18 protein-coding genes are annotated in these 19,916 nt (G+C 49.4%); all 18 read left to right on the top strand.

What is annotated here, in order from left to right; genetic code table 11:
- The first annotated feature begins 12 nt into the window (after positions 1 to 12).
- The 18 genes from L3C95_RS19865 (at position 13) to cobN (ending at position 19,714) form a co-directional block, all read left to right on the top strand.
- Entirely contained in the window at positions 13 to 846 is an 834-nt protein-coding gene (locus L3C95_RS19865) for an SDR family oxidoreductase (protein WP_236390309.1), read from the top strand.
- A 9-nt stretch (positions 847 to 855) separates the two neighbouring features.
- Entirely contained in the window at positions 856 to 1,785 is a 930-nt protein-coding gene (locus L3C95_RS19860) for a sirohydrochlorin chelatase (RefSeq protein ID WP_236390308.1), read from the top strand.
- A 3-nt stretch (positions 1,786 to 1,788) separates the two neighbouring features.
- Positions 1,789 to 2,496 (top strand): precorrin-2 C(20)-methyltransferase, encoded by a 708-nt coding sequence (cobI, locus tag L3C95_RS19855; RefSeq protein ID WP_236390307.1) that lies wholly within the window; start codon positions 1,789 to 1,791, stop codon positions 2,494 to 2,496.
- The gene (gene cobJ / locus L3C95_RS19850; protein WP_236390306.1) at positions 2,493 to 3,848 is read left to right on the top strand and encodes a precorrin-3B C(17)-methyltransferase; all 1,356 of its coding nucleotides are present in this window, start codon (positions 2,493 to 2,495) and stop codon (positions 3,846 to 3,848) included. Before cobI ends, cobJ begins: the two co-directional genes overlap by 4 nt.
- Positions 3,849 to 3,863: 15 nt before the next feature.
- Positions 3,864 to 5,036, top strand: coding sequence for a precorrin-6y C5,15-methyltransferase (decarboxylating) subunit CbiE (cbiE, locus tag L3C95_RS35135; RefSeq protein WP_236390305.1), 1,173 nt, complete (start codon positions 3,864 to 3,866; stop codon positions 5,034 to 5,036).
- A gap of 1 nt (position 5,037) precedes the next feature.
- Complete coding sequence (gene cobM / locus L3C95_RS19840; protein ID WP_236390304.1) at positions 5,038 to 6,870, top strand: precorrin-4 C(11)-methyltransferase; 1,833 nt, start codon at positions 5,038 to 5,040, stop codon at positions 6,868 to 6,870.
- A complete protein-coding gene (locus L3C95_RS19835) occupies positions 6,871 to 7,629 on the top strand; it encodes a precorrin-6A/cobalt-precorrin-6A reductase (RefSeq protein ID WP_236390303.1) in 759 nt (252 codons plus the stop codon).
- On the top strand, positions 7,626 to 8,708 hold the full coding sequence (locus L3C95_RS19830) for a cobalt-precorrin-5B (C(1))-methyltransferase (protein ID WP_236390302.1): 1,083 nt from the start codon (positions 7,626 to 7,628) through the stop codon (positions 8,706 to 8,708). Before L3C95_RS19835 ends, L3C95_RS19830 begins: the two co-directional genes overlap by 4 nt.
- Before the next feature lies 1 nt (position 8,709).
- Positions 8,710 to 9,405, top strand: coding sequence for a hypothetical protein (locus tag L3C95_RS19825; RefSeq protein WP_236390301.1), 696 nt, complete (start codon positions 8,710 to 8,712; stop codon positions 9,403 to 9,405).
- Between the two features lie 19 nt (positions 9,406 to 9,424).
- Positions 9,425 to 10,369 carry an ATP-binding protein gene (locus L3C95_RS19820; protein ID WP_236390300.1) on the top strand — a complete coding sequence of 315 codons (945 nt, stop codon included), beginning with the start codon at positions 9,425 to 9,427 and terminating at the stop codon, positions 10,367 to 10,369.
- A 170-nt stretch (positions 10,370 to 10,539) separates the two neighbouring features.
- The gene (locus L3C95_RS19815; protein WP_236390299.1) at positions 10,540 to 11,145 is read left to right on the top strand and encodes a vWA domain-containing protein; all 606 of its coding nucleotides are present in this window, start codon (positions 10,540 to 10,542) and stop codon (positions 11,143 to 11,145) included.
- Positions 11,146 to 11,355: 210 nt separating this feature from the next.
- Positions 11,356 to 11,859 (top strand): bifunctional adenosylcobinamide kinase/adenosylcobinamide-phosphate guanylyltransferase, encoded by a 504-nt coding sequence (locus L3C95_RS19810; RefSeq protein WP_236390298.1) that lies wholly within the window; start codon positions 11,356 to 11,358, stop codon positions 11,857 to 11,859.
- Positions 11,860 to 11,879: 20 nt separating this feature from the next.
- The gene (cobT, locus tag L3C95_RS19805) at positions 11,880 to 12,920 is read left to right on the top strand and encodes a nicotinate-nucleotide--dimethylbenzimidazole phosphoribosyltransferase (protein ID WP_236390297.1); all 1,041 of its coding nucleotides are present in this window, start codon (positions 11,880 to 11,882) and stop codon (positions 12,918 to 12,920) included.
- A gap of 3 nt (positions 12,921 to 12,923) precedes the next feature.
- Positions 12,924 to 13,727 (top strand): adenosylcobinamide-GDP ribazoletransferase, encoded by an 804-nt coding sequence (locus L3C95_RS19800; RefSeq protein ID WP_236390296.1) that lies wholly within the window; start codon positions 12,924 to 12,926, stop codon positions 13,725 to 13,727.
- Positions 13,712 to 14,236: an alpha-ribazole phosphatase family protein gene (gene cobC / locus L3C95_RS19795; RefSeq protein WP_236390295.1), complete on the top strand. Its 525-nt coding sequence runs from the start codon at positions 13,712 to 13,714 to the stop codon at positions 14,234 to 14,236. The genes L3C95_RS19800 and cobC overlap by 16 nt, the downstream gene beginning before the upstream one ends.
- A 6-nt stretch (positions 14,237 to 14,242) precedes the next feature.
- A complete protein-coding gene (locus L3C95_RS19790) occupies positions 14,243 to 14,821 on the top strand; it encodes a cob(I)yrinic acid a,c-diamide adenosyltransferase (RefSeq protein WP_236390294.1) in 579 nt (192 codons plus the stop codon).
- 49 nt (positions 14,822 to 14,870) lie between these two features.
- Complete coding sequence (gene cobW, locus L3C95_RS19785; protein WP_236390293.1) at positions 14,871 to 15,917, top strand: cobalamin biosynthesis protein CobW; 1,047 nt, start codon at positions 14,871 to 14,873, stop codon at positions 15,915 to 15,917.
- A gap of 8 nt (positions 15,918 to 15,925) precedes the next feature.
- Positions 15,926 to 19,714, top strand: coding sequence for a cobaltochelatase subunit CobN (cobN, locus tag L3C95_RS19780; protein WP_236390292.1), 3,789 nt, complete (start codon positions 15,926 to 15,928; stop codon positions 19,712 to 19,714).
- The last annotated feature ends 202 nt before the right edge of the window (positions 19,715 to 19,916 follow it).

Below are 19,916 nucleotides of genomic sequence, written 5' to 3'. Positions count from 1 at the left end.
GGACAATTGACTATGAAGAAACAAACACTGGAAAATACGATCAGCATTCTTGGTTGTGGCTGGCTGGGACTGCCCCTGGCAGCACACCTGGTACAGGAAGGATACACCGTTAAAGGTTCCGTTACCCAGCAGGACAGGTTTGAAGAGCTGACGAAAAAAGGGATCACGCCCTACCAGGTGGAGATCACTGATACAAGTATTACCAGTAATGACCTGGCAGGATTCCTGGAAAGTGAGATTCTCATTATCAACATTCCTCCTTCCCGCCGGGAAGATATCCTGTTCTATCATCAGGCGCAGATGAAACTGTTGCTCGAACAGGTGCTCAAAAGCCCTGCAAAGCATATCCTCTTTATCAGCTCCACTTCTGTGTACCCTGATCTCAACCAGGAAGTCACGGAACTGGAAAACACGCCGCCTTCAAAAGACAGCGGCAAGGCATTAGTGGCAGTGGAGAAGATGTTCCGGACAAACCCACACCTGATCACTACCGTTGTCAGATTTGCGGGACTGGTAGGCTATGACCGTCTGCCAGGACGATTCCTGGCCGGTAAAAAGAATGTAGAGAATGGCGATGCACCTATCAATGTCATCCACCAGGACGATTGTATTGCACTCATCACCGGGATCATACAGCAACAGGCATGGGGAGAGATCTTCAACGCCTGTGCAGATGAGCATCCGACACGGAGGGATTTCTATACACTGGCCGCAGCAAAAGCAGGTTTGGAACCGCCCACTTTTGCCCTGACGACAGATCCGCATTTTAAGATCATTAATTCTGAGAAGATCAAACAACGGCTGAACTATTCATTCAAATATCCGGATCCGCTCGGACTATTATAAAGTCATATCATGAAAGGGATATTAATATGTGGTCATGGTAGCCGCGACCCTGAAGGGGTTGAAGGCTTTAAGGCTTTGGTGGCAGCAATGCAAAGACGCTATCCAAACAGGATGGTGGATTATGGCTTCCTGGAATTCGCCCACCCGGTATACGCAGCCGCTGTAGAGCGTATGTACCTGGCGGGTGTAAGAGAGATCATTGCGGTACCTGCGATCCTCTTTGCCGGTGGCCATGCCAAGAATGATATGCCCTACGAAATGAATACACTGCAAAGCCAGTATAAAGACCTGAAAATCCGGCTGGGCAGACATATCGGTATCACGCCGCCCATGCTGCAGCTGGCAAAGCAACTCATACAACAAGCGGAAGCCACAGCGCCAGCACTCGACAGGAAAGACGCCTGTCTGCTGCTGGTAGGCCGGGGCACTTCGGATCCCGATGCTAATTCTGATGTAGCGAAGCTTACCCGCATGCTGGGAGAAGGACTAAGCTTTGGTTTCGCTACCACCGCCTTCATCGGCGTAACGCAACCACTGTTGAAAGACCTGTTACCTGTCATCGACCATCTGCCATATAAAAGAATTGTGGCATTGCCGGTGTTTCTCTTCACCGGCGTGTTACTCAAAAAGATCTATACGCAACTGGATGAATTCAGGGCAGTGTCTCATAAAGAGATCATCGCCACTGCTGCCTTCGGATGTGACGAACTGCTGCTGCAAACCATTGATGAGCGCATCCGTGAAGTGGAGGAAGGCCATCCCAATATGAACTGCCAGCTGTGTAAATACCGTACACAGATCATTGGCTGTGAGGAAGAAGTTGGCAGTCCGCAAGTGGGCCACCACCTGGCCGTGAAGGGCATCCTCTTCGAAGAAGAGGATAAGATCGGAGATAAAAAAACAGTGTTTAAGAAAGTAAAAAAGATCCTCGGCATCTGATACATGCATAAACAAGGAAAGATATATGGCGTTTCATTAGGGCCCGGCGATCCGCTGCTGATCACTGTAAAGGGTCTGCAGATACTGCAACAGGCGGATAAGATCTATTATCCGGGGTCGCTGTTGCCTGATGGGACAAGTTCCAGTTATTCGTTACAGATACTGCAACACTATCAGCTGGAAGAAAGCAAACTGCAGGGCATGTTCTTGCATATGTCTGACAACCGCGAGTCGGCCGAACAAACCTACGCTGCTACATTTCAGCAACTGCTGGCAGACTATCATAACGGTCTCAGGGTCGCCTTTGTCAGTGAAGGAGATATTTCCTTCTACAGCACATTTGCTTATCTCCTGAAACACATCCATGCACACCAACTGGACCTGGAGATCATTGCCGGCGTGCCTTCCTTTATACTGGGCGCCGCCGAACATCAGTCCTCCCTGGCTATTCTCAATGAGAAGATCGCTATCCTCCCGAGGATGAAAGACCGCGATACCCTCTCCCGCTACCTGGAAGAGTTTGAAACGGTAGTGCTGATCAAAGTACGTAGCGTGCTGCACGAGATCCGTATGCTTATCCAGCACACAAGCCTGCACATGGTGTATTGTGAACGATTGGGAACAGCACAGCAATACATTACAACAGATATAAACGATTTGGAAGAAAGGGAGATCCCCTATTTTTCTTTACTCATTTTAAAAAGGATATGAAGCTAAGCGTAGTTGGCATAGGACCCGGCGGTAAAGATTATATACTACCCGTAGCCCAGCAGGTATTGGCGACTGCTGATATTGTGATCGGGTACAGTTATTACTTCCAGTTCGCCGCACACCTCTTAAAACCGGAGTGTGAATGCATCGGGAAAGACCTGACGGAGGAAGAAGCCCGTGCCGTGCTGGCGGTGGACCGCTGTGAAGCCGGTAAACATGTGGTGGTGATCAGCTCAGGTGATGCCGGTATCTACGCGATGGCCTCCCTTGTTTATGAGTATGCCAGCACACGCAGCGACAAAGAGATTGAATTGCAGACCATTCCGGGCATCAGTGCATTCATTGCCGCTGCGGGCAAACTGGGTGCTCCGCTGGGACATGACTTCTGCTGCATCTCCCTCTCCGACCTGATGACGCCCTGGCCGCTTATCGAAAAGAGGATACTGGCAGCAGCTACGAGCGACTTTGTCACGTCGCTTTATAATCCGCGGAGCAAAAAACGCTTCTGGCAACTGGCCCGCTTTAAAGAACTATTCCTGCTACACCGGGAACCAGGTACCCCAGTCGCCATCATCCGGCAGGTAACAAGACCAGAGGAGGAGATTACCATTACCACACTGGCAGACCTTCGCATCGAAGATGTAGACATGTTCTCCCTCGTGATGATCGGCAACTCACAAACCTACCAGTTCAAAAACTTCCTCGTTACGCCACGCGGATATATGGCCAGAAAACCACAGAGCGGCCAGGAGATACAGGATGAAAGCTTCCGGCAGATAGCTTCCCAGCTAAAACGGGTGGACGTGAGCGATGCTGACAAGTGGGCTATTATGCGCTGTATCCATACTACGGCCGACTTTGAATATGAAGACCTCTATCTTTCTAACGGCAACGCCATTGCACAATGGCACAACTACCTGAAGAAAGGCGGTACCATCGTCACTGATGTGACTATGGTGCAATCTGGTATTACAAAAGAATTTCTGCAGAAATATAATGCCAGCGTATACTGTTATCTGAATGATGAGGCAGTACTGCCATTGGCAGAAAAAGAAGGACTGACCCGTAGTCAGGCAGGCATGCGCATCGCGATAGAGAAACATCCGGAAGCCCTGTTTGTAGTGGGGAACGCCCCTACCGCCCTGTTTGAACTCTGCGACCAGCTGCAGGACAACAGGTTCAGGCCTGCAGGTATTGTGGGAGCGCCTGTCGGCTTTGTGAATGTCATAGAGTCTAAACTGAAATTACAGGCCATAAAAAACGTGCCTTATGTTATCATACAAGGACGTAAGGGTGGTAGCAATGTGGCGGCCAGTATTATCAATGCAGCTTTCACCATCAATGATAAATAAGTAGTGGAATATATTGTGATCGGCATATCAAATGAACCTGACTACATCCTGCCGGATGCCGTCAGGCAATTGTTACCATCGCACAGCGTGTTCTCCGGTGGTAAGCGGCATTATGAACTGGTGAAAAAATACCTTCCCGCACATCACCAATGGATCGATATACAAGGCAATATGCCTGTTCTCTTTGAACAATTCCGCGATCACAAGGGACCGGTAGTGGTATTTGCTTCAGGCGATCCGCTGTTCTACGGATTTGCTGGTACTATACAAAAGTTTGACCCGACAGCTGAGATGAAGGTGTATCCTTATTTCAACAGCATACAGCTGCTTTGTCATGCAAACAATCTCTCTTACGCCAGTCTGGTGAATGTATCCGTGCACGGCCGGGCCTGGGATGAGTTGGATAATGCACTGATCACACAGGCGCCGATACTCGGCGTGCTGACAGACCAGCAGAAAACACCGGCAGCCATCGCACAACGTATGCTGGCATACAATTTCACCAATTACAGGATGATAGTGGGTGAAGATCTCGGCGGTCTTCATCACCGTTCTACCGTCTTCGAATTGAATGGGGCTGTCAACCATACCGCCCATCCGCTGAACTGTGTGATATTAATAAGAACATCCAGACAGGCATTCTCTCACGGCATTGCAGATCATCTTTTTGATGGACTGGAGAACCGGCCGAATATGATCACTAAAATGCCAGTCCGCCTCACAAGTCTTTCCTGTCTTGACCTTGCAGAAGGTCATGTACTCTGGGACATAGGCTTCTGTACCGGGTCGGTGTCTATCGAAGCAAGAAGATCATATCCACACCTGCGAATTGTTGCCTTTGAACAAAGGCCAGAATGCGAAGAGCTGTTAGACAGAAATATGCGCAGGCATTCTACTCCGGGTATTACAAAGGTAATGGGCGATTTCTTTGAGACAAACCTTCACCTGCACCCTGTTCCTGATGCTGTGTTTATCGGCGGACATGGAGGCAGGTTGGAAGCGTTGCTGCGGAAACTGGATACCATCCTACCCTCCCGCGGCAGAATAGTGCTGAATGCGGTAAAGGAAGAGAGCAAAGATCAGTTTATTAAGACTACGCAAACATTGGATTACAGATTATTTGAACCGATGGTGATACGGGTGGATGATCACAATCCCATCACCATACTAACGGCAGAAAAAAGATAACATGAGTAAGACAGTCATTATAGCCAGCACTGACAGTGGCGTTGCACTAGGCAACAGGATCGGGACGGAGTTCCCAAAGTCCCTGCTGGTCAGTACCCGTCATCATGAGCAGGCAACACATATAGATAGTATAGCCACCTTCCTGGAAGCCAATTTCAACAGCTTCGATACCTTGATATTTATCGGGGCGCTGGGCATCTGCGTGAGAAGTATTGCCCCTTATTTACAGGATAAAAAACAAGATCCTGCCGTTATCAATATGGACGACAGAGGTCTGTTTGTACAGTCGGTAGTATCAGGGCATATCGGCGGCGGCAATGACATCACCCGCAAACTGGCCGCCGCTATTGGCGCCCAGGCAGTAATTACTACCAGCAGTGACCTGCAGGATATCTGGTCGCTCGATACACTGGCAGAGCAGTTTAGCTGGAAGCCAGCCGCCAGCCAGGACATGAACAGTATTATTTCCTTATTCGTCAATAACCAACCGACAGCGCTACTGCTCGACATCAAAGACAGGGGCACGGTACATCTTCAAAAGACACTGCCGGCCTTTGTGGATGTCTACTACGATCTTGATCAGGCAGATCTGTCAAAGTATGCCCTGCTGATAGCGGTGACTTACAGAAAGTATCCGGTAACAATACCCGTGTTGTACTTCCATCCACCGGTATTGAATATAGGAATGGGCTGCTCCCGCGATATAGAACCAGACCTGCTGGAGAATTCTGTATATCAGCAGTTAGCACAACAAGGACTGGCGATCGAGTCTGTCAGGGCCATTGGTTCCATTGATGTAAAACATGATGAAACCGCCTTCATTGCATTAGCGAAGAAACTGCAGGTTCCCTTTGTTACTTACACAGCAGACGAACTGAATACACAGGTTGTGCTTAATCCGTCGGAAGTCGTACTATCAAAACTAGGCGTGCATAGCGTATCTGAAGCATCTGCCATGTTGCTCTCTGGTAATAAAGCGCTGTTGCTGGAAAAACAAAAGATCACGGTTAGTTCAGGTAAAAAACATACGATCGCTATTGCCCCCGACCGCCAGGTTACCAGGAAAGCAGTGATTGCCATCGTGGGCGCCGGACCCGGAGATGCGGAGCTGATCAGCCTCAAAGGCAAGCAATTAGTGGAAGAAGCCGATCTGATCTTATATGCCGGTAGCCTCATCCCGGAAGAGATCACGCACTATGCAAAAAAGGAAGCGATGGTGAGGAACTCCGCCAGTATGACCCTGGAAGAGCAGATCAGCTTAATGGAAGAGCATTATGCAAAAGGACATCTGATCGTCAGGCTGCAATCGGGCGACCCAAGTATTTACGGCGCAATACAGGAACAGATGACCATCTTCGACGAGAAAGACATGGACTACTTCATTGTGCCGGGTATCTCTTCTTTCCAGGCAGCAGCCGCCAGTCTCAAATCGGAGTTCACTATTCCGGAGGTGGTGCAGACCATCATCCTTACACGTGGCGCAGGTAAAACGCCGCTGCCCGAACATGAGCAACTGAATGAGATGGCCAAACATAAGGCCACCATGTGCATTTTCCTGAGTGCCACCATCGCCAGGTCGGTACAGGAGCAGCTGCTGGAGCACTATGATCCGGAAACGCCTGTGGCGGTGTTATACCGGGTAAGCTGGAAAGACGAAGAGATCTATACCGGTCAGCTGAAAGACCTGGCACAGATCGTACGCGATCATAAACTGACGCTGACCACACTGGTGATTGTAGGTGTAGCCATTGGCGCCAGAAAGAACCGTTCACATTTATACAATCCTGCCTGGAAGCATACTTTCAGAACAGGGAAAGCGATAAAAGCAAACTAAATGATCTTAGTCTTTGGCGGAACAACAGAAGGTAAAAAAGTGGCAGGCATCCTGGAAAAGGCGGCATGTTCCTATTACTATTCCACCAAAACCAATATTGACTTTCGGCCGGGGGTTTATGGTCAATACCGGCATGGCGCACTGACAGCAGCACAGTTACAGGCATTCTGTGAAGCGCATACTGTCAGGGCGATCGTTCATGCCAGTCACCCGTTTGCCACACTGCTGCATGCTACCATATATGAATGCGCAGCAGCCTTGTCCCTTCCCGTACTTCGTTTTGAACGCAATTATCCGGAGCGGACGCAACATCCGCTTGTGAAATACTGTGCTTCTTATGTAGAAGCAATGGCGTGGCTGGAACAGCGTCCGGTGAATCGACTGCTGGCATTAACGGGTGTGCAGACCATTGCACCATTGGCCAACTACTGGAAACAGCATGATACCATCTTCCGCATCCTGCCAAGAGAGAGCTCCCTGGCACTGGCAGAACAGGCAGGCTTTCCCAGGGAAAACCTGATACAGGAAATGCCCGGGGATGACCTGCAACAGGAACTGGCCATCATCCGGCAGTACGGTATCGGCTGCGTATTAACTAAAGAAAGCGGGGAATCGGGTTTCCTGGCTACCAAGATACAGGCAGCCCTGCAAAGTAATATACCCATCCTGATCATTGAACGTCCTGCCCTGCCGGACACGTTCATACCTGTCAGTGATGAAACATCGCTCATGGCAGGGCTCAACAGGGTATTGTCATGAGCCTGCAGCCGGTACCGGAAGGTCCCCTGCGACAAGGGTATACCACAGGCGCCTGTGCTACTGCCTGTACCAAGGCAGCGCTGTTGTCGCTCATTACACAGGAACCGGTGCACGACATAGAGATCACGCTGCCATTGGGAGAAAAAGTGAGGTTCCGGATCAGCGATTGTTCTTTCAATCATAAGCGCGCCACCTGCACCACGGTAAAGGATGCCGGCGATGATCCGGATGTAACTAACGGTGCCACTATCGGCTGTACGGTGTCTTTCAACGATACACTGGACGTAAAGTTCCTCCGCGGAGAAGGCGTTGGGATTGTCACGCTTCCGGGCCTGGCGATTGCGGTGGGAGAACCGGCAATTAATCCGGTACCCCGGAAAATGATGACGGATGCAGTCCATTTCCTGACACACCGTTATTCGCTCAATAAGGGGGTAAATATCGAGGTTTTCGTGGTGGATGGAGTCAGTATAGCTAAAAAGACTTTAAACAGCCGTATTGGCATTTTAGAGGGCATTTCCATACTGGGTACCACCGGCATTGTAAGACCCTTCAGTTCCTCCGCTTACATTGCCAGCATCACGCAGGGCATTGATGTGGCCCTGGCTAACGACTGCAGGGAGATTGTCATCAATTCCGGCGGTCGTTCAGAGAACCTCCTGCGAAAGCGCTTTCCACACCTGCCGGAGTTTGCTTTCATCCAGTACGGTAACTGGATCGGGGAAACGCTCGCAAAGATCCGTACAGTGCCCCTGCAAAAGGTGACCATGGGCATCATGCTGGGTAAAGCGGCCAAACTGGCCCAGGGCGAACTGGACACGCATAGCGGGAAGTCGACCTGGGACAAACAGTTCATCTATTCACTGGCCAGGGATTGCGGTTATAGCAAAGAGCAATGTGAGCCGATACTGGAACTGAACATGGCCCGGCGACTAACAGAACTGTTCCCGTTCAGTGAACAGGAACCTTTTTACCGGGAACTGGCAGCACGTTGTTATGCGGTATGTGCACCGCTTGTACCAGAGGTTCGGTTGCAACTTCTGCTGATTGACGCAAATGATACGATACTAACTTTTTAATATGATCGGATACTTATTTACAGACTCATTACTCCTGGGCATTCAGCACTCCTTCGAACCAGACCATATGGCCGCTGTATCTGTGCTGGCGTCTGAAAAGGCGAACAACAGGATCGGTCTTTCGAAACTGATCTGGCGCTCCTCTCAATGGGCATTGGGGCACTCTACCTCGCTGATCCTGTTCAGCTGTTTTGCTTTATTGCTGAAGTCTGCGCTTCCCCTGGATATTTCCTCCTATGCAGAAATAATAGTAGGTCCGGTGATGATCTGGCTGGGAATATCTGCCATCCGCCGCAATCATAAGCTGAAACAGATGATGGCTGCCCATAAGGCATTTGCAGAACATGAGCATATCAACAACGCCCTGCACATTCACGGTAAACAGGGACAGGAAATTGCCATGAACCCTCTAAGCCGCTCTTTCTGGGTGGGCATGCTACATGGGCTGGCGGGTACCGGCGGGGCATGCGCCGTGGCTCTGATCATGGCATCGAGCAGTACGACCATTGCCATCGGTATTATTGTGTTGCAAAGTGTTGGTATCGTGGTAGCCATGACCACCTACAGCTGCGTACTCGCCTTCTCTGTGTCCAGGTTTATAGAACGCAACCAGCTGGCGTTTAAATCGCTCAATGCTGTTGTAGGCCTCTTCTCCATTGGTGTAGGCTGCCTCTGGATCTATAACAGTTTCGCTTAACCATTAAACCGACCTTTCAATGAGATCATTTCCATTTACAGCGATATATGCTCAGGAGGACTTTAAGCTGGCGCTCATACTCTGTATGATAGAGCCAGGGCTGGGCGGCGTACTGGCGCTGGGCGATAAAGGTACGGGCAAGACCACCACCGTAAGAGGTCTCAGTCACCTGATGCAACATACCATAACAGACTTCCCTTTCATCAACCTCCCCATCGGTGCTACGGAAGACAGGGTGCTGGGAACCATCAAACTCGATATCCTCATTAACGAAAAAAGAACGGAAGTCCAGCAGGGTCTCCTGGCTGCCGCCAATCATGGCATCCTGTATATCGATGAAGTCAATCTCCTGAATGATTATCTCATGGATGTATTGCTGGACGCTGCAGCCAGCGGAGGCTATCACCTGGAAAGGGATACCGTTTCCCAATGGTTTGAAAGCAGGTTTTGCCTGGTGGGCACGATGAATCCGGAAGAAGGCGAACTGCGCCCGCAACTGCTGGACAGGTTTGGCCTGAGCGTGACAGTCAAGACGCCCATGGACAGGATAGACCGTATGGAGATCATCAACCGCCGCTTACAATTCGATACTGATATACCGGCCTTCATGGAGAAGTATGACACACAGGAACAACAACTGGCCCAGCAGATTATGTACGCCAGGGAGCAGGTGAAACAAGTGTCATACTCCGACTTCATACTGGCGGGCATTGCTGACGCTTGTATCCAATACCAGGCAGAAGGTCTTCGCGCCGATATCCTGCTCCTGAAAGCAGCACGGGCGCACGCAGCGTTCTATGGCAAAAAGGAAGTAACCAGCGACGATGTTCACAAGGTGATGCCGTTTATATTGTCGCACCGTTCGAAACATTATTCCTCCACGCAAAATTCTCAGCAGAAAAGGGAAAGTCAGTCCCCACGGGAAGAAAAGGAGGGTGACTCGATAAGTGTAAAAATGAGCTGAGTAACAGCAAAAAATATCTGCTACAGGCAGAAAAAACCGAACAATACGTACAGCTGAAAATACGGTCGGCCGATGCCAGGAAAGGGGTTACACTAAAAGTCTCTCTTCCCCGGCAAGGCTTTAAACAAAAGATAGCAACGCCATCGGCACAGATAGATATACTGGAAACAGTGAAGCACTATCTGACACATGATAAAGTAGAGATCCGGCATAAACGTCACCGGTCGAAAGCGGCCATGTATGTTTTCTTCCTGATAGATTCCAGCGGGTCTATGGTGAAAGACAGGCAAATTGCATACATCAAAGGGCTTATTGAGCAAACCATTGCCCGCTATAAATCAAAGCGGATCAAATATGCGGCGGTAGCTCTCAACAATGGCGACGCTGAATTATTATCAGCGCCTACATTATGCGCAGAAGAAATAATCAATTCACTGGCACAACTGACCACCGGAGGTAAGACGAATATGAGAGCAGGCTTTGGTATGATCAATCAATTGCTGAAAAGCAATATAAAAGAGCATGCCAGTCTGTACATATTTACGGATGGCAAAGTCAATGCAGGTAATACCGATGATCCATTTGGCGAAGCGGTATTATTCTACAAACAATATCTGACGGGTATTAAACAAACAACGATCATCGATAATGAGAGCGGTTTTGTAAAACTCGGAATGGCCGAAAAACTGGCAACATCAATCGGCGCCAGCTACCAGCACATCCAACAAACTCCCCTCTCCCCGATGATCGGCTCCGTAGGTGCCGTGTGTTTGTAGCGCGGGGTTTCAACCCCGGGTAACAGGGGTTTCAACCCCGGGTAACAGGGGTTTCAACCCCGGGTAACGGGCGTTTCAACCCCGGGTTGGTATGTGGTTACGACCGGGAATGAATGGGGAATTTGAAACACACGATTCCCGATTCGTGGGCACAAACCGGGGATTAGATCCAGGTTTCGGATAACAAAAAACAATAAAAATCATCATCAAATGATTCATTACATATCAGGCGGTCAACGCTCCGGCAAAACAAACTACGCGGTCCAGCAGGCACTCCACCTGTCAGACAAGCCGGTATACCTTGCCACGTCACGCATCTGGGATGATGACCATAACGCACGCATTACTTTACACAAAAGGAGCCGTGACACACGCTGGGAAAACATTGAAGAAGAAAAGGAGATCAGCAGACTGCAGCTCAGCAACAAAACAGTGGTACTGGACTGTGTCACATTATGGCTCACCAACTTCTTCGTCGACAATAACTACGATGTAGACAAAGCATTGGCGGAAGCAAAGAAAGAGTTTGATGCTTTTATACAACAGGACTTCAATCTGATCATCATCTCCAACGAAATAGGCATGGGTGTACACGCCTCTACAGAAGGAGGCCGCAAGTTCGCCGACCTACAGGGATGGATGAACCAATACATCGCCCAAAAGGCGGATAAGGCAACACTAATGGTATCGGGACTGCCCCTGACATTGAAATAAGCAATAACCAGACACTGCATATGGCAACATTCAATATTCCACCGGTCGATAAAGACATCGCAGCAGCGCTGCAACATAAAATAGACAACAAGACCAAACCACTGGGATCGTTAGGACAGCTGGAAAAGATCGCCTTACAGGTGGGGGCTATACAACAGACACTCACACCGGCATTGCACCAGCCTGCTATAGTGGTCTTTGCCGGCGATCATGGTATAGCAAAAGAAGGCGTTAGTCCCTTTCCCCAGGAAGTAACCTACCAGATGGTGTTTAACTTCCTGCAGGGCGGCGCGGGCATCAATGTATTTACCCGGCAGAATGACATGCAGATACGGGTGGTGGATGCAGGCGTCAACTTCGATTTCAACCAGCATCCCGGACTGATACATGCGAAGGTAGGAATGGGTACGAAGAGCTATCTGCAGGAACCAGCCATGACCATGATCCAGTGCCAGGAGGCGATTGAAAAAGGCGCTGCTATTGTCAGGGAAATACACCAGGAAGGTTGTAACGTGATCGGATTTGGTGAGATGGGTATCAGCAATACCTCCTCCGCTGCAATTATTATGAGCCTGCTTTGTAATATTCCGCTGGAGCAGTGTATTGGCAGAGGGACGGGGTTAGATGACGAAGGACTGGCCAGGAAGAAAGCGATACTGTCTGAAGCGATAGCCCGTCATAAGGGCATTGAAAAGACGCCGTTGCATGTATTAAGTACCTTCGGTGGCTTCGAGATCGCCATGATGTGTGGCGCTATGCTACAGGCTGCGGCAGCGGGCATGATCATTCTGGTGGATGGGTTCATTTCCACAGCTGCCCTGCTGGTGGCATCTAAGATAAATGAGCATATCCTGGAGTACTGCATCTTCACGCACCAGTCCAATGAACAGGGGCATCAACTTATGCTGAGCCACCTGAAAGCTGTACCTTTGTTGAGCCTGGGCATGCGTTTGGGAGAAGGCACGGGAGCCGCGGTTGCTTACCCGCTTATCCGCTCGGCAGTGACCTTCCTGAACGAAATGGCCAGCTTTGAATCTGCAGGTGTATCCAACAAAGCATAGCGTATGAAAAAGGAGGTCCGCATATTCCTGACAGCGCTGCAATTCTTTACCCGCATACCGGTATCCGCAGGTATTGATCACAATACAGCTGACCTGAACAGGTCCAGCCGCTACCTCCCCATGGTGGGCATCCTGGTGGGTATCATAGGCGCTGTCTGCTTTGCTGCCGCTCACAGTCTTTTCAAGGATATCTTCACAGCCGTGATACTCTCCCTCATTGCCACCTTGCTCATTACAGGCGCATTCCATGAAGACGGACTCGCAGACGTAGCCGACGGCTTTGGTGGCGGTTGGACGAAACAACGCATCCTGGAGATCATGAAAGACTCGCGCACCGGCGCCTTCGGCGTTATCGCCCTCATTGTGATCTTACTCCTGAAGATATGCCTGCTGGCAAAACTGGCCTTGCTGATGATCAATACGCACCTGCTTCCGTTCTGCCTGCTGTATGTGGCTGCACATGCATTCAGTCGCACGATGCCGGTATTCCTGTTACAGTACATGCCTTATGCGCGGGAAGACGATGCCACGTCCAAAAGCAAACCTGTGGCCACGAAGATCGGCTGGCCGGGATTGTTTCTGGCAGTGATCACCGGACTGGTACCCTTGCTGCTGATGATATATACCCTTCACTATACGTACCTCCTGTTGCTGGTCATCATCCCATGCGGATTACTGACCTTATACCTGGCCCGTTTCTTCCGTAAATGGATCAACGGATATACGGGCGATTGCCTCGGGGCTGTACAACAACTGAATGAGATCACCTTTTACATGGGCATACTGGCAATATGGAATTATATCTAGTAAGGCATATCAAACCGGACTTTCCTGAAGAAACCAACTACGGACAGACAGATGTTCCTCTGCCTGCAGATCATCATGCTTTGCATGATGCGATCATCAACCTACTGCCCCGGCAATATGACGCAGTGTATAGCAGTCCGCTAACCAGATGCAAACTGCTGGCACAGGCTATCACTGCCGATCACATTACCGACGTTCGCCTGATGGAATTACACTTTGGCGATTGGGAAGGCAGAAGGTGGGATGATATAGAACGCAATGAACTGGATACCTGGATGGCAGATTATATCAACCTGGCCCCTCCCGGGGGAGAATCATTACAGATGTTAGTGGCCCGCTTCGCTGCGTGTATCAGAGATCTGCAGGCAACACAGCACCAACGGATAGTCATCGTCACACATGCAGGCATTATCCGCAGTGCCATACATCTCTTTAATGATATTCCGCTCAACCAGGTTATGATGGAAAAAGTAGAATACGGCGGCATTTATACATTCAACGTGAAATAAGTACACATGAAAATATATACCAGGAAAGGAGATAAAGGCACAACAGCGCTCTTCGGCGGCAGCCGGGTAGACAAAGACGATGTACGGGTAAACTGTTATGGTACCCTGGATGAGGTCAACTCAACCATCGGACTCTTACGCGCTAAACTGGGCAGCGACCATGAATGGCAGGCTAATCTGCATAAGATCCAGAAAGACATGATGGATATGATGTCTCACCTGGCGCGCCCTTCAGACTGTAAAAAGGAAAACCCCAACCCGAAACCGGAAGATGGTCCGGCGTTCTGTGAACAGTGGATTGACGAGCTGGAAGCCGGTATGACAACAAAATCAGACTACTTCCTCTTACCCGGAGGTAATGAAATATCTGCACTATGCCATGTGGTAAGAACACAGATGCGCAGAGGAGAAAGACTGCTCGTCTCTCTGATGAAAGTGGATACGGTGGATGATTATATCCTATCGTACATCAACCGGCTGTCCGATCTCTTCTTCATCCTGAGCCGGGCGGAGATGGACAAAGCCGGTGTGGCAGAAGAAAAATGGCAGTTGTTCCTGTATAAGAGAAAGAAAACCGTGGAATAATCTGCAAACACGACAACAATAAAATTATACATTCCTTAAAAGATACCCAATGGCTACAAAAATTCCTGTTACTATCATCACAGGCTTTCTTGGATCAGGCAAAACGACGCTGATCCGCAACCTTATTCAGAACGCCAACGGCCGCAGACTGGCTGTTATTGTCAATGAGTTTGGCGAAATGGGCATAGATGGAGAGATCCTGAAATCGTGCTGCTCCAATGAAGAAGACGTACTTGAATTGAACAACGGTTGTCTTTGTTGCACCGTACAGGAAGAGTTCCTGCCGGTGATGCTGCAGCTGATGGAACGGAAGGATACCATCGATCACATCATCATTGAAACCTCAGGACTTGCATTACCGAAGCCCTTGCTGCATGCCTTTAACTGGCCGGAACTGAAACCACAGATCACGGTGGATGCAGTGGTAACGGTAGTAGATGTAGTCGGACAGGCAACTGGTGAGATCTGCGACAGGGAACGGGTACAGGCGCAAAGACTGGCAGATGATTCCCTTGATCATGAAACACCGATCGAAGAACTGTTTGAAGACCAGCTGTCCTGTGCCGACCTGGTAGTGATGACAAAGAAAGACCTGGTGGATGAAACGCAATACGAAGAAGTAAGAGCGATCATCGCAGGCAAAGTACGTCCCGACGTGAAGATGGTGGCAGCAGCCAACGGTGTATTGTCGGCAGAGATCCTTTTAGGCGTGAACGCCGCTGCTGAAGATGACCTGGATAGCCGGCACTCCCACCATGAAGAAGATCATGCTAATGGACTCGAACATGAGCATGACGACGACATTGATTCCGTAGTGGTAGATATTCATGCGCCGCATACACCGGAAACACTGATAGAAGCGTTGAAAGAGCTGATCGGCGAATATGAGATCTACCGGATAAAAGGATTCATTGATGTTCCCGGCAAACCTATGCGCATGGTATTACAAGGCGTATCCAACCGTTTCGACCACTATTTCGACCGTAAGTGGAAAGATGGCGAGACACGTAAAACAAGCCTGGTGATCATCGGAGATGAATTACACAACAAGGACCTGGGCACTATTATCAATGAAAGACTGAGTGTAGTCAGCTAATATTTTGCATGCATCTTATTCCAACTATTCCGGGAGGATGGAACCCCAATGGTGAAGGGGTCTTCCATATACAACAGCAGGCTGGCGACATCGTGTTCCTGTCGGCAGCTGACACAGAAATACATTCCCTCAACAATGCGTACAAGGAACTGTATCAACAGGCATCACCCACGTCATCGACAGCAGGGAGTACTTCCCTGCCCTCACTGCGCATCGCTAATCTTGTGTACCTGAAACAGGAGCTCACGATCGATAAGTATGTAGAGGAAGTGATCGGGGAAGCGAAACTGGTCATATGCCGGTTCCTGGGTGGTAAGAACTATTACCCTTACCTGTTCGAAGCTGTCAGCATCACCTGTGAGCTAAAGAAGACCCCTGTACTATTCCTCCCGGGATATGATGTACCTGATATTGAGTTACTCAACAGTTCTACCGTTGATATTCATATTGCAGATACGGTCTGGAAATACCTTTGTGCAGGCGGCAGGCGGAATCACCTGCAATGCCTGCAATATATCTTCCATACTTTCTTTCAGCTACCTTATAGGTTTGAAGCGCCGCAACGCTTACCGGACTTGTTCCTTTTTGATACGCAAAGAGGGATTGTTCCCGCAGGAGAAGAACACACGATCATCCCACAACATTCCACCTCAGGAAATGCAGTGATACTGGTATATCAAACCCATTACCTGGCAGATAATCTTGAGCCGGTACATTACCTGGCCAAGGCACTTGAGCAACAGGGTATCAATCCCATCATTGCCTTCGCCAGTAATCTACGTGACCAGGCCACCTGCGATGAACTATATAACCTCCTCCATAAGGTGGGGGCCAGCATTGATGTGATCATCAACACCACCAGCTTCTCCATTAAATCATTAGTCGACAGCAACGACGATCATTTCATTTTCGGGAAAATGAATGTGCCGGTTATACAGGCCATCTTTGCATCCTGCACAAAAGAGATCTGGCAGGAGAACCTGTTTGGTCTGACACCTACAGATGTAGCGATGAACATTGCACTGCCGGAAATAGACGGAAGGATCATTACGACTGCCGTTTCATTTAAATCATCTTTGGGAAGGGATGCACTGACAGATTCAGATATCCTTAAATATACCACTCATGAAGAGGGCTGCGACTTTGTAGTGGCGTTTGCCAAGCGCTGGATAGCTATCAGGAACAAAGAGAATAAAGAGAAGCGTATTGCTCTTATCATGCCGAACTACCCGAACAAGGATAGTCGTTTGGCGAATGGTGTAGGCCTGGATACACCCGCCAGTATGGTGGAGATATTACATGCACTGAAGACGCACAATTATCATCTGGGAGAATTTGTACCGGCAGATAGCGCGGAGCTGATAGAACTGATCACACATTACATCACCAACGACCTGGACACGGCCTTATACCGACCCTACCAGGTGAGTTTAAACATCTCTGCATTCAACCGGTATTACAATGCGCTATCGCCAGTCCTGCGGCAAAAAATCGAACAGCAATGGGGACGTCCGGAGGATTCACCTAACTACAATGCAGATGAATTTATTATCCCCGGCTTCCTGCTGGGCAATACCTTTGTGAGTATTCAGCCTGCGCGTGGCTACAACCAGGACATTAAGGCTATCTATCATTCTCCCGATCTGCCACCTACTTATGCTTACCTGGCCTATTATTGCTGGGTGAACCATGTCTTCAACGCTGATGCGGTGGTGCATGTTGGTAAACACGGTAACCTTGAATGGCTGCCGGGTAAGAGTGTTGCACTGAGCCGGGAGACTTGTTTCCCCGCAGTATTATTAAATCCCATCCCCCATTTTTATCCTTTTATTATCAATGATCCCGGCGAGGGAACACAGGCTAAGAGAAGGAATCATGCCATTATTATCGATCACCTGATACCGCCCATGACGAGAGCGGAAAGTTATGGTGTGCTGACAAAACTGGAACACCTGATCGATGAGTATTACGATGCGTATAGCATAGACCCCAAGCGTACTGCCGTGATCAAAACACAGATCACGCAACTGGTACGCGAAGCCAACCTGGAAGCTGACCTGCAATCGTCAGTAAAAGACATTGACGAATTGCTGGTAAAACTGGATGGCTATCTCTGTGAATTGAAAGAAGCACAGATCAGGGATGGGCTGCACATTCTGGGTAAGGCCCCGGAAGGAGAGCAACTCACTGATCTGCTCGTGGCTTTACACCGCGTGCCGGTGGCGGGAAGAATGGGCATTACACAAGTGCTGGCAGCAGACCTGGGCCTCTCATTAGATCCTTTGAATTGTGATTATCAGGCAGCTTTCGAAACGAATAGCCAGCATACAGTATTCGCGGCATGCCGGATCAACGGGGATGTAATAGGAGTACTGGAAGCGTTGGCTAAAAGGCTGATCCATGAAATACTAAACGAACCACACAACCAGAACAGTGAACAATATCCCCTCAGCAGCGAATACTGCCGCTTTATTCTTGACAACACCATACCGAAGATACAAGCCACCAGTGAGGAGATCGCCAATCTCCTGCAAGGACTGAATGGCCGCTATGTACCTTCCGGTAGCTCAGGCGCTCCTACACGTGGAAGGTTGGATGTACTGCCTACAGGACGTAATTTCTATTCTGTGGATGTTCGTGCCATTCCTACACAAACAGCTTATAACCTGGGCCTAAAAAGTGCCAACCTGATCATCGACAGGTATTTACAGGAACATGGAGATTATCCGGAGTCAATAGGTCTGTCTGTATGGGGCACCTCTACCATGCGTACCGGTGGCGATGACATTGCCCAGGCGCTGGCATTGATGGGCGTAAAGCCTGTATGGCAGGCAGCGAACAGGCGGGTGAGTGATTTTGAGATCATTCCCCTGATCACCCTGCGACGTCCACGGGTAGATGTAATGTTGCGTATCTCCGGCTTCTTCAGGGACGCTTTTCCGGATGTGATATCGTTGTTCAATGCTGCTGTCGAAAAGGTAGCACAGCTGGACGAACCACTTGAAAAGAACCCTATCAAAAAGCGTTTTCTGGAGGAAAAACAGGAATGGCAATCCAAAGGACTGAATGAGGAGAAAGCACATAAGCGCGCCTTATTCAGGGTGTTCGGCTCCAAGCCTGGTGCATACGGAGCAGGCCTGCAGGCGGTGATTGATGAAAAGAACTGGCAATCGCGGGATGACCTGGCAAAAGTGTATATCAACTGGAGCGGCTATGCTTACGGCGCTGACCGCATCGGTGAATCAGCACATGAAGTATTTGAAAAACGCCTGTCTGATATACAGGTGGTCATGCATAACCAGGATAACCGGGAACATGACATACTGGATTCCGATGATTATTACCAGTTCCAGGGAGGATTGGCCAATGCTGTACAGACTATCAAAGGTGAACAACCTTCCATCTATTTCGGAGATCATGCCCGTCCGGAAAACCCGCAGGTGAAAACGCTAAAGCAGGAGCTGTTAAAAGTATACCGCTCGCGCGTGATCAACCCTAAATGGATCGCGGGGGTGAAACGGCATGGATACAAAGGCGCTTTTGAAATGGCAGCAACGATGGATTACCTGTTTGCTTATGACGCGACTACTGACCTGGTAGACGACTTCATGTATGAGGGCATTACACAGGCATATCTCTTCGACGATGAGAACAGACAGTTTATAGAACAGGTGAATCCATGGGCGCTGAAAGACATGACCGAACGTATGCTGGAAGCTATACAGCGGGGTATGTGGAAGCGCCCGGAGAAGGAAACATTGGAGCGTTTACAGCAGTTGTTTGTAGATCAGGAATGAGGGTTTAGCGTTTGGGAGTGAACAGCATTGTTCCAGGCAATACCGCCACATTCCTGTGGCAGAAACATGCTATGCCACTAAAACCGTCCATTTCCGGACGCACCCCATGCTGAAAGCGAACAATTAAACGACCCAATTAACATACAATTCCTTGACTATAAGACCCTTGAAAGGTGGCACCGGCTTTGTACCTCATCCGCAC

Origin of the sequence: Chitinophaga filiformis (genome assembly GCF_021646545.1) — a bacterium.
Taxonomy (GTDB): domain Bacteria; phylum Bacteroidota; class Bacteroidia; order Chitinophagales; family Chitinophagaceae; genus Chitinophaga; species Chitinophaga filiformis_A.
This window is presented reverse-complemented; position numbering and strand designations above follow the sequence as displayed.

Bases quoted from the DNA above. Each gene is read 5' to 3' on its own strand.
- L3C95_RS19835 (WP_236390303.1), top strand. From the start codon at position 6,871: ATGATCTTAGTCTTTGGCGGAACAACAGAAGGTAAAAAAGTGGCAGGC.
- cobN (WP_236390292.1), top strand. From the start codon at position 15,926: ATGCATCTTATTCCAACTATTCCGGGAGGATGGAACCCCAATGGTGAA.
- L3C95_RS19790 (WP_236390294.1), top strand. From the start codon at position 14,243: ATGAAAATATATACCAGGAAAGGAGATAAAGGCACAACAGCGCTCTTC.
- cobM (WP_236390304.1), top strand. From the start codon at position 5,038: ATGAGTAAGACAGTCATTATAGCCAGCACTGACAGTGGCGTTGCACTA.
- L3C95_RS19800 (WP_236390296.1), top strand. From the start codon at position 12,924: ATGAAAAAGGAGGTCCGCATATTCCTGACAGCGCTGCAATTCTTTACC.
- cobW (WP_236390293.1), top strand. From the start codon at position 14,871: ATGGCTACAAAAATTCCTGTTACTATCATCACAGGCTTTCTTGGATCA.
- cobI (WP_236390307.1), top strand. From the start codon at position 1,789: ATGCATAAACAAGGAAAGATATATGGCGTTTCATTAGGGCCCGGCGAT.
- L3C95_RS19860 (WP_236390308.1), top strand. From the start codon at position 856: ATGAAAGGGATATTAATATGTGGTCATGGTAGCCGCGACCCTGAAGGG.
- L3C95_RS19820 (WP_236390300.1), top strand. From the start codon at position 9,425: ATGAGATCATTTCCATTTACAGCGATATATGCTCAGGAGGACTTTAAG.
- L3C95_RS19830 (WP_236390302.1), top strand. From the start codon at position 7,626: ATGAGCCTGCAGCCGGTACCGGAAGGTCCCCTGCGACAAGGGTATACC.
- L3C95_RS19825 (WP_236390301.1), top strand. From the start codon at position 8,710: ATGATCGGATACTTATTTACAGACTCATTACTCCTGGGCATTCAGCAC.
- L3C95_RS19810 (WP_236390298.1), top strand. From the start codon at position 11,356: ATGATTCATTACATATCAGGCGGTCAACGCTCCGGCAAAACAAACTAC.
- cobT (WP_236390297.1), top strand. From the start codon at position 11,880: ATGGCAACATTCAATATTCCACCGGTCGATAAAGACATCGCAGCAGCG.
- cobC (WP_236390295.1), top strand. From the start codon at position 13,712: ATGGAATTATATCTAGTAAGGCATATCAAACCGGACTTTCCTGAAGAA.
- cobJ (WP_236390306.1), top strand. From the start codon at position 2,493: ATGAAGCTAAGCGTAGTTGGCATAGGACCCGGCGGTAAAGATTATATA.
- L3C95_RS19865 (WP_236390309.1), top strand. From the start codon at position 13: ATGAAGAAACAAACACTGGAAAATACGATCAGCATTCTTGGTTGTGGC.